Origin of the sequence: Bathymodiolus azoricus thioautotrophic gill symbiont (genome assembly GCF_001298715.1) — a bacterium.
In the GTDB taxonomy this organism is placed as follows: domain Bacteria; phylum Pseudomonadota; class Gammaproteobacteria; order PS1; family Pseudothioglobaceae; genus Thiodubiliella.
The window spans coordinates 1-9,024 of the sequence record NZ_CDSC02000227.1 but is presented as its reverse complement, the minus strand read 5'-3'; the positions used below and the strand labels follow the sequence as shown (position 1 = coordinate 9,024).

10 protein-coding genes and 1 other RNA gene are annotated in these 9,024 nt (G+C 37.1%); all 11 read left to right on the top strand.

Going from position 1 to position 9,024, the window contains the following annotated elements; all coding sequences use genetic code 11:
* The first annotated feature begins 156 nt into the window (after positions 1-156).
* The 11 genes from BAZSYMA_RS04330 (at position 157) to recR (ending at position 9,004) form a co-directional block, all read left to right on the top strand.
* Complete coding sequence (locus BAZSYMA_RS04330) at positions 157-519, top strand: Mth938-like domain-containing protein (protein ID WP_090715978.1); 363 nt, start codon at positions 157-159, stop codon at positions 517-519.
* A gap of 41 nt (positions 520-560) precedes the next feature.
* Positions 561-1,652, top strand: a complete 1,092-nt coding sequence (rodA, locus tag BAZSYMA_RS04325) for a rod shape-determining protein RodA (RefSeq protein WP_370460897.1) — start codon at positions 561-563, stop codon at positions 1,650-1,652.
* Positions 1,653-1,655: 3 nt separating this feature from the next.
* Complete coding sequence (gene mltB / locus BAZSYMA_RS04320) at positions 1,656-2,666, top strand: lytic murein transglycosylase B (protein WP_090715971.1); 1,011 nt, start codon at positions 1,656-1,658, stop codon at positions 2,664-2,666.
* Positions 2,663-3,796 (top strand): D-alanyl-D-alanine carboxypeptidase family protein, encoded by a 1,134-nt coding sequence (locus BAZSYMA_RS04315; protein WP_090715968.1) that lies wholly within the window; start codon positions 2,663-2,665, stop codon positions 3,794-3,796. Before mltB ends, BAZSYMA_RS04315 begins: the two co-directional genes overlap by 4 nt.
* Positions 3,796-4,629, top strand: a complete 834-nt coding sequence (locus tag BAZSYMA_RS04310) for a D-amino acid aminotransferase (RefSeq protein WP_195910094.1) — start codon at positions 3,796-3,798, stop codon at positions 4,627-4,629. The genes BAZSYMA_RS04315 and BAZSYMA_RS04310 overlap by 1 nt, the downstream gene beginning before the upstream one ends.
* Positions 4,622-5,554, top strand: a complete 933-nt coding sequence (locus BAZSYMA_RS04305; RefSeq protein WP_090715965.1) for an aminoglycoside phosphotransferase family protein — start codon at positions 4,622-4,624, stop codon at positions 5,552-5,554. The genes BAZSYMA_RS04310 and BAZSYMA_RS04305 overlap by 8 nt, the downstream gene beginning before the upstream one ends.
* On the top strand, positions 5,551-6,219 hold the full coding sequence (gene murU, locus BAZSYMA_RS04300) for an N-acetylmuramate alpha-1-phosphate uridylyltransferase MurU (RefSeq protein WP_090715962.1): 669 nt from the start codon (positions 5,551-5,553) through the stop codon (positions 6,217-6,219). Before BAZSYMA_RS04305 ends, murU begins: the two co-directional genes overlap by 4 nt.
* A gap of 143 nt (positions 6,220-6,362) precedes the next feature.
* An RNA gene (gene ffs, locus BAZSYMA_RS04295) (signal recognition particle sRNA small type) lies at positions 6,363-6,458 on the top strand.
* Between the two features lie 25 nt (positions 6,459-6,483).
* Positions 6,484-8,076, top strand: a complete 1,593-nt coding sequence (gene dnaX / locus BAZSYMA_RS04290; protein ID WP_090715960.1) for a DNA polymerase III subunit gamma/tau — start codon at positions 6,484-6,486, stop codon at positions 8,074-8,076.
* A gap of 28 nt (positions 8,077-8,104) precedes the next feature.
* Positions 8,105-8,410 carry a YbaB/EbfC family nucleoid-associated protein gene (locus BAZSYMA_RS04285; RefSeq protein WP_090715957.1) on the top strand — a complete coding sequence of 102 codons (306 nt, stop codon included), beginning with the start codon at positions 8,105-8,107 and terminating at the stop codon, positions 8,408-8,410.
* 6 nt (positions 8,411-8,416) lie between these two features.
* A complete protein-coding gene (gene recR, locus BAZSYMA_RS04280) occupies positions 8,417-9,004 on the top strand; it encodes a recombination mediator RecR (RefSeq protein ID WP_090715954.1) in 588 nt (195 codons plus the stop codon).
* Positions 9,005-9,024 lie beyond the last annotated feature (20 nt).

Below are 9,024 nucleotides of genomic sequence, written 5' to 3'. Positions count from 1 at the left end.
AGTAACCACATTAAATCAATAATACTTTAAACAATAAAGATTAATGTGTGTTGTCTTAAGTTGCTGGGGTTTTGTAATACAGAGATAAATAAATTTGTATAAAGCTTTGGCTGTTATAATGCTTTCCTACATCATTAAATACGCCAATTTTTCAAAGTGGAATTTAATCAGCAAGATAACAATCGAAATAGCATTGTTTCCATAGAAAATGATATGGTGACCTTGTCACATACAACGCTTAGTACGCCCTGCTTTATCTCACCTAAGTACCATACGCAAACTCCTGATTTAACATTAGAGCGGTTGGATAAAATAGCATTATTTCCACTCAGCTCAAAAGATGATATTGACATTTTGATTATCGGTACTGGTGAATATAGTCAATTTTTAAATCCACTACAGCAAGTCGCACTACAACAAATGAACATTGGCGTTGAAAGTATGAACAGTGAATCGGCTTGTCGATGTTTTAATTTGTTATTATCTGATGCAAGATTAGTCGGGCTGTTATTGTTATGACACGAATTGATAAGCTCCGCCATTATTGGCATTACTTTAAAATGGACACACCATTATTTTTAATACTAATGGGTACTAGTATGTTTGGCTTATTAATGCTTTATAGTGCATCTGAATCAATGGGGTTGATCTTCAAACAAATAGTGCACTTTGCACTTGCCGTTAGTGTAATGCTGGTTGTTGCACAAATACCACTTTATTTACTTAGGCATTACTCTCCTTATTTGATGTTGTTTGGTATTTTCTTACTGTTATTGGTGTTACTATTTGGCTCCAGTAGTGGCGGTGCTCAACGATGGCTAGATTTAGGCTTTATGCGTTTTCAGCCATCAGAGTTAATGAAAATTATTGTGCCAATTGCGATTGCTTCAATCCTTAGTGAAAAAACGCTACCACCACAACCTATGTCAGCACTCGGCTCAATTGCTGCAATTGCTGCTACGGTTCTGCTAATTGCCAAACAGCCTGATTTAGGCACATCGCTACTCATTGGTGCTAGCGGACTGTATGTGTTGTTTTTCTCAGGGTTTCGTATTCAAATTATTAAGCACAACAAATGGCTCAATCTTAGTGTGGTTTTTGGCGTGATCATTGGGAGTGGCTATGTTGCTTGGAATTACTTGTTAATAGCATATCAAAAGAAGCGCATTATGACAATGATTGACCCAAGTTTAGATCCGCTTGGCGCAGGTTATCATATCTTACAATCTAAAATTGCTATTGGCTCTGGTGGCCTATTAGGTAAAGGCATTGAGCAAGGTTCACAATCTCAACTGAACTTCTTGCCTGAACATACTACCGATTTTATTTTTGCAGTTATCGCAGAGGAGTTGGGATTTTTAGGTGTGTTACTGCTATTGTTTTTTTACGGTTTAATTATTTGGCGTTGCTTTGTCATTTCTTTCGAATCAGAAGATACATTTTCTAAATTGTTGGGTGCAAGCTTGACGCTTATTTTTTTTACTTATGTTTTTGTTAATATTGGCATGGTATCTGGCTTACTTCCTGTGGTGGGTGTACCGTTACCTCTGATTAGTTATGGCGGCTCATCACTGATTACTCTATTTGTGAGTTTTGGTATTATCATGTCAATTCGTAAACACAAAACACCGAATTATTTATCTAAATTCTAAGCAATGTTAAAATTACTTCTACTTTCTACTGTACTTGTATCATTTGCAGCATCGGCTAAGATGGTGCCAGCGACATCTTTTAAAATCACACAAAACTTCATTGAAAAAATGGTGGAAAAACATGATTTTGACAAAGATGAGCTAACAACCATCTTTCACAGTGTTAAATTTAGAATTACTAACAAATCTTCTAAAAAGAAGAGAAGGAGAAGCAAGCATGTCAAGAAACCACCCATGTCATGGGACAAATACAAAAGTTTATTTATCACAAAAAATCGCATTAAAAATGGCGTTAAATTTTGGCAAGACAACTTAGCAACATTGCAGCGTGCTGAAAGAATTTACCGTGTTCCTGTTGAAATTATTGTTGCAATCTTAGGTATAGAAACCCATTATGGCAATAACAAAGGAGCTCATTCGACACTAGAAACACTGGCAAAACGCTCATTTGGAAAATATCGTCGTCGTGCTTTCTATCAAAAAGAATTGGAGCAATTTTTACTCATGACTCGTGAAAACTCCATTGCACCTTTGTCTGTTAAAGGCTCATATGCAGGTGCAATGGGCTTCCCACAATTCATTGCCAGTTCGTATCGCCATTATGCGGTTGATTTCAACAAGGATGGAAAAATCGATTTGTTTTCAGACCCTATTGATGCTATTGGCTCAATTGCCAATTATTTTGACAAGCATCAATGGCATGATGACGGAGAGATTGCCCGCCCTATTTCACTGGATATTAAGCATCTAAAGCACGCCAAACGCGCCAATTTCAAACCACGGAGAAACGCCAAACACTGGCGTAACAAAGGTTTGAATATAGATGCAGACATTGACAATAAAACTAAATTGGCTTTTATTCGCTTACCGCAAAAAATAAATGTAGATACTTGGCTCACTTTTTGGAATTTTTATGTGATAACCCGTTATAATCACGACAATAGATACGCGATGGCGGTTTACCAATTATCAGAGAAATTAAAACAGGAATACGATTTAAGTAATAATTTATGAACAAGACACTTATTAAAAGACTATCTACAGTCACAATCATTGCATTAAGTGTATTATCACTCAATGCTCAAGCAACGATTTTCATTACACCTAAAGCACCGTTAATTAATGCTGCTGCTTATATTGTTATGGACCATCATTCGGGTGCAATTATTGCTTCAAGCAAAGCCGATGAAAAACGATCACCAGCAAGTTTAACCAAACTAATGACTGCTTATGTAGTTTTTCAATTAATTAAAGACCATAGAATCAGCTTAGAAGACGATGTTAAAATTAGCAAAAAAGCATGGAGAACTGGCGGTTCAAAGAGTTTTGTTGAAGTAGGTAAAAATATCAAACTTGAAACACTACTTAAAGGCATGATTATTCAATCTGGTAATGATTCAGCTGTCGCATTGGCAGAACATATTGCTGGTACTGAAGGTACTTTTGCCACTTATATGAATGAATACGCTAAAGAACTTGGCATGAATAACACCCGCTTTGAAAATGCCTCAGGTTTACCGCATAAAGACCAACACACTACCGCTAGAGATATGGTGACACTTGCCTCAGCAACCATTCGTGATTTTCCACAGTTCTACCTATGGTATTCACAAAAAGAATTTACTTACCACGGCATCAAACAGCATAATCGCAATAAATTACTATGGAGCGACCACACAGTAGATGGATTAAAAACAGGCTTTACCAAAAGAGCAGGTTACAACCTTGTTGCTAGTGCTAAACGCGTTGGCATGCGATTGATTTCTGTCGTACTTGGATCAACAGGGATACAAGCTAGAACTGCTCAAACACAAACTATTTTAGATTACGGTTTCCGCTTTTTTGAAACAACAGAAATCAACAAAATTAGTAAAAAAATACCTATTTCTGGCTCAACCAAAAAACAAATTAAAGTTGGCTTTAAAATTCCACAGGCAATCACCCTGCCGCGTGGAAAATACAAATTGTCTCAACAGGTAATTGAGTTAAACGCTGATTTTCAAGTGCCTATTAATAAAGGTGATAGCATCGGTCACTTAATCCTACAATTAGGAGGTGAAAACCTTGCAAAGCTACCTATTATCGCACTTGAGGATGCTGAATCTAGTTTTTTCTCACGACTATTAGAAAAAATCGGGCTTTAATGGTCTATTTAAACGGCAACTTTATTGCAAAAAATAAAGCCTCTATTTCAGTTATGGATAGAGGTTTTTTATTTGGTGATGGTGTGTACGAAGTCATCCCAGCCTATCAAGGCAAATTATTTCGCTTAGATGCGCATCTGCAACGCTTACAAAAAAGCCTAGAAGCAGTTCAGATATCTAACCCTTATACCAACGACAAATGGTTAGAGACTCTTAAACAACTCTTAAGTTATTCTCAATCAGACAACCAGTCACTCTACTTGCAAATCACCCGTGGTGCAGATACACAAAGAAAGCACAGTTTTGGAAGTCTAAGCCCTACTGTTTATATTGAATCAAACCCACTTATACCAAAAGATAAAATAACCTTAGAGCAAGGCTTTAGCGCTATCACAAGTTCTGATATTCGCTGGTCTAGATGTGACATCAAAGCCACTTCACTCTTAGCAAACACAATGTATGCTCAAAATGCCAAAAAAGCTCAAGTAGAAGAAGTTATCTTACATCGTGACAATATTGTTACTGAGGGTGCAACCTCAAATGTCTTTATGGTTAAAGGCAATACGCTACACACTCACCCTGCTAACACACACATTCTTTCAGGCATTACCCGTGATTTAGCCTTAGAAAGTGCTACAGCTTGCCATCTGAAAATTAAAGAATTAGGCTTCACAACAGATGAATTATTAGGTGCTGATGAAGTGTGGATTTCCAGTTCCACCCGTGAAATTATGCCGATTACCCAAATAGACAACCGCACCATTAACAATGGAAAAGTTGGTCACTATTGGGCGTGTGTCTATAACCATTATCAGCAATTAAAAAATGATTGATCAGCGACTTGACTTGTTAACCGATTGGCTGGTATATTTTTTTGACGATGAGGATTTTGTCATTACTAATGCTAGTGACGATGCCAGTTTCCGCCGTTATTTTAGAATTGAGCGAGACAACAATACCTTTATTGCCATGGATGCGCCACCAGAAAAAGAAGACAGCGCTACCTTTGTTAAAATTGCCACTTTATTAAACGCAAACAATCTTCATGCGCCCAAAATTATTGCCTCTGATTTAGCGCAAGGCTTTCTATTACTTGAAGATTTAGGTAGTACTACTTTTCTACAAGCGCTCAACAAAGACAACCGAATTAATTTGTATAAAAAAGCCATCGATAAAATGGTTGAAATTCAAAAAATTAACGACAAAAATAATGACTTGCCTTGCTATGATGATGCTGTATTAAAAAGTGAAATGCAACTATTAATTGACTGGTATTTACCTAAAGACACTAGCGATAATCATAAGCAACAACTCTTAAGCATATTTGACATTCTTAGCAATAATGCACTTAACAGTCCTCAAGTTTTTGTGCATCGTGATTACCACGCACGCAACCTTATGCTAATTAAAGGTGGGCTTGCTGTTATTGACTTTCAAGACGCTATTATTGGCTCGAATACTTATGATTTGTGTTCCTTATTAAAAGATGCCTATTTAGAATTATCAGCAAATGATATTCAAACCCTGCTCAACTATTATTACACACAAGCCGGTATTGACATTGAATTTTCACAGTTTGAAAAGCAATTTGAACTAATGGGTTTACAACGACATTTAAAAATCTTAGGTATTTTTAAACGCCTATCCATGCGTGATGACAAACATCAATACCTAAACGATATCCCCTTGGTTAAAAAATACGCTCTACAGATTGCTAATAAATACCCAGAATTCTCTACACTAAAGAAGATTTTATGAAGGCGATAGTTTTATCAGCAGGTAGAGGAGAACGCATGATGCCACTCACCAAAGACACGCCAAAGCCCTTAATCAAAGTCCACGATAAGACACTTATTGAACACAGTATTGACACACTAAAAAACGCTGGTATTACCGATGTTATTATTAACATCGCCTATTTAGGCGAGCAAATACAAGCATACTTAGGTAATGGTGCCAAATTTGGTATTAATATTAAATACAGCATTGAGCAAAATGCACTTGAGACTGCTGGTGGCATTATTCAAGCACTTCCACTGCTTGGGAATGCACCATTTATTGTCATTAACTCTGACATATTATGCGATTACGATTTGTCCACGCTCGCCCTACCCGATAATTCATTGGCGCATTTGTTATTAATTGACAACCCTGAGCACAATCTAAATGGCGATTTCTCTTTAACTGGTAATAAAATCACTTTGCCTAATACTCAGACTTACACCTTTTCAGGCGTTGGATTCTACCACCCAGATTTCTTCCAATCACATCTACACAACGATGGAAAATTACCGCTCTCAGCCCTGTTCAAAGAAGCAATTAACAATAGACAACTAACAGGCGAATACTACTTGGGCTACTGGCAGGACATCGGTACACCTGAACGCCTAGAATCAGTTAATAACAATCCTAAAATATCGTAATCTTTGTACAATACTATTGCCAAAAAAAAATAAAACACAAAAGTATCAAATCTTATGCATTTTAGCCTCTCTAAAATAAACAATTATCAGCACTTTTAGCGTCTTTATTTTTTAAAAATGGTATAAAATAAATCTTGGTAGTGTCAGGGTGCACTGACAATAAATAATTATGAACCCCGCCAGGTCCGGAAGGAAGCAACGGTAATAATTTTTTTATGTGTTGGATGTTATTCTGGCACTACCATTTTTAATTTGGAACCTAACATGAGCGAACCTTATCAAGTTTTAGCGCGTAAATATCGACCTCACACCTTTAGTGAAATGGTTGGACAAACGCACACTGTTAAAACCTTAATCAACGCACTTGATAGTAATAATCTACATCACGGCTTTTTATTTACTGGCACACGCGGTGTTGGTAAAACCACGATTGCACGAATTTTTGCTAAATCTATCAACTGTGAAAGCGGTGTTAGTTCCAAGCCTTGTGGCAAATGCGCCACTTGCATTGAAATTGACAAGGGTCAATCAATTGATTTAATAGAACTTGATGCAGCGTCGCACACTGGCGTTGATAATATGCGTGATATTTTAGAAAATGCGCAATATATGCCGACTAAGAATCGTTATAAGGTTTATCTGATTGACGAGGTGCATATGCTCTCAAAAAGTAGCTTTAACGCGCTACTTAAAACCCTTGAAGAGCCGCCTGAGCATATTAAGTTTCTATTGGCAACAACTGACCCACAAAAAGTACCTATGACTGTGCTCTCTCGTTGCTTGCAGTTCACCTTGCAAAAACTTACACATGAAGAAATCTTAGGTCAATTGAAGTTCATTATGAACTCTGAGCGTTTAAAGTATGAAGAATCAGCACTTGGTCAAATCGCTGATTTTGGTAATGGCTCTATGCGTGATGCACTTAGCCTACTTGACCAGTCTATCTCTTATGGCAATGGCTCAGTAATGGAGAAAGATATTAAAGCCATGCTTGGTTTAGTGCATCATGATGATATTCTAACTTTGGCAAAACACTTATTTAATCAAGATGGTGGAGCCTGTATTAACTTTGTTAGAGAATTATCACACAAAGGTGAAAACCTAACGCACGCACTGAAAGATTTAAGCGCTTTGTTTCATCAAGTATCAATTGCACAAATCCTTAACACTACAGAAGTTTCTGATGATATTAAGGCATTATCTACTCAAATTTCAAATCAAGATTTACAACTGTTTTATCATGTAGCAATTAATGGTAACAAAGAATTGCCACTCGCACCGAGCGAAGAAATTGGGTTTGAGATGACACTACTGCGTATGCTTTCATTTCATTCAAGTTCATCTAAAGCAGAAGCACCATCGAAAAAAAAAACGCCTAACATAAGCCAAACGGCTAAAACCAAACTTAAAGCCAAGCAAAAACCCACAGAAAATATTGCCAAAGCGTCTCAACCAACACTAAATATCAACTCTCAGCAAGAGTGGGAAAAGATGACCAAAACACTTGAATTTAATACACCAGCACGACTACTACTCAAAAACACCTTGTTTGAAAGTGCTGATAATCAAACCCTAACACTGAGTTTAGATGAGCAATTTTCTACTCTGCTAACAAACAGTATTCAAGTTACTATTCAAGCCACACTACAAGCAAACTTTGGTGATATTACTTTAAAGATCAATGCCAATAAACTCAAAACTCAAACCTTAGCACAAAAAGAAACACAAGCTGGGGATGAAAAAATGGCTGTACTACAGAAGGCTTTTTTAGCCGATAAAGGTGTACAAAAATTACAACAAGTTTTTAACACAGTTATTAACACCAACAGCATTAAAGAAATAGCTAAAGTATTATAATTTTTCTAAGTCAAAAAGGAGATAAAGAATGTTTAAAGGTGGAATGGCAGGCATGATGAAAAAAGCCCAACAAATGCAAGACAACATACAGCAAGCACAAGAAGAAATCAAACAACTCGCAGCCACAGGTAATGCTGGTGGCGGTTCAGTAAAAATTAGTATCAATGGTGAACATCAGGCAACAGATATTCAGATTGACACAAGCGTGATGAACGATAAAGAACTATTAGAAGATTTAATCTTAAGCGCTATCAACGATGCCAATGGGCAAATCGCTGATGCCTCTGCCACCAAAATGAAAGCTGCCACAGGTGGCATGAATTTACCCTTTTAATTAATTATGATTGAGACGCTTAATAAAGCATTTTGCGCCCTACCCGGTGTTGGTAAAAAAACCGCACAACGCTTTGTTTATCATTTGTTAGAGCGTAATCGTGATGGTGGCATGGAGCTTGCTAAAGCTTTGATAGATGCAATGGAACAGGTTGGGCACTGTTCATCGTGTCGCACTTTAAGTGAAAAAGACATTTGTAATATCTGCATTAATAACCATCGAACAAATACACAACTTTGCATTGTTGAAACACCGAGTGATATTCACGCCATCGAACAAAGTAGTGCTTATAAAGGTAAGTATTTTGTGCTCAGTGGTTACCTATCACCGATTGATGGTATTGGTGCTTCTGAGCTGGGTTTAGATGCATTAGAACAAAAATTACACAAGCAAGGTATTGAAGAAATCATTCTTGCCACCAACGCCACTATTGAAGGTGAGGTAACCGCGCACTATATCAGTAACATGGCAAAACAATTTGATATTCGTATTACTCGAATTGCACACGGGCTTCCCATTGGTGGCGAACTTGAATATGCTGATATTAACACCATTGCGCACGCTCTATCAGGGCGCAAAGATTACAATTATTAACAGGCTGATTATCTTAAGTG

Coding starts and splice junctions, on each gene's coding strand:
- rodA (WP_370460897.1), top strand. CDS start 561: ATGGACACACCATTATTTTTAATACTAATGGGTACTAGTATGTTTGGC.
- mltB (WP_090715971.1), top strand. CDS start 1,656: ATGTTAAAATTACTTCTACTTTCTACTGTACTTGTATCATTTGCAGCA.
- BAZSYMA_RS04315 (WP_090715968.1), top strand. CDS start 2,663: ATGAACAAGACACTTATTAAAAGACTATCTACAGTCACAATCATTGCA.
- BAZSYMA_RS04310 (WP_195910094.1), top strand. CDS start 3,796: ATGGTCTATTTAAACGGCAACTTTATTGCAAAAAATAAAGCCTCTATT.
- BAZSYMA_RS04305 (WP_090715965.1), top strand. CDS start 4,622: ATGATTGATCAGCGACTTGACTTGTTAACCGATTGGCTGGTATATTTT.
- murU (WP_090715962.1), top strand. CDS start 5,551: ATGAAGGCGATAGTTTTATCAGCAGGTAGAGGAGAACGCATGATGCCA.
- dnaX (WP_090715960.1), top strand. CDS start 6,484: ATGAGCGAACCTTATCAAGTTTTAGCGCGTAAATATCGACCTCACACC.
- BAZSYMA_RS04285 (WP_090715957.1), top strand. CDS start 8,105: ATGTTTAAAGGTGGAATGGCAGGCATGATGAAAAAAGCCCAACAAATG.
- recR (WP_090715954.1), top strand. CDS start 8,417: ATGATTGAGACGCTTAATAAAGCATTTTGCGCCCTACCCGGTGTTGGT.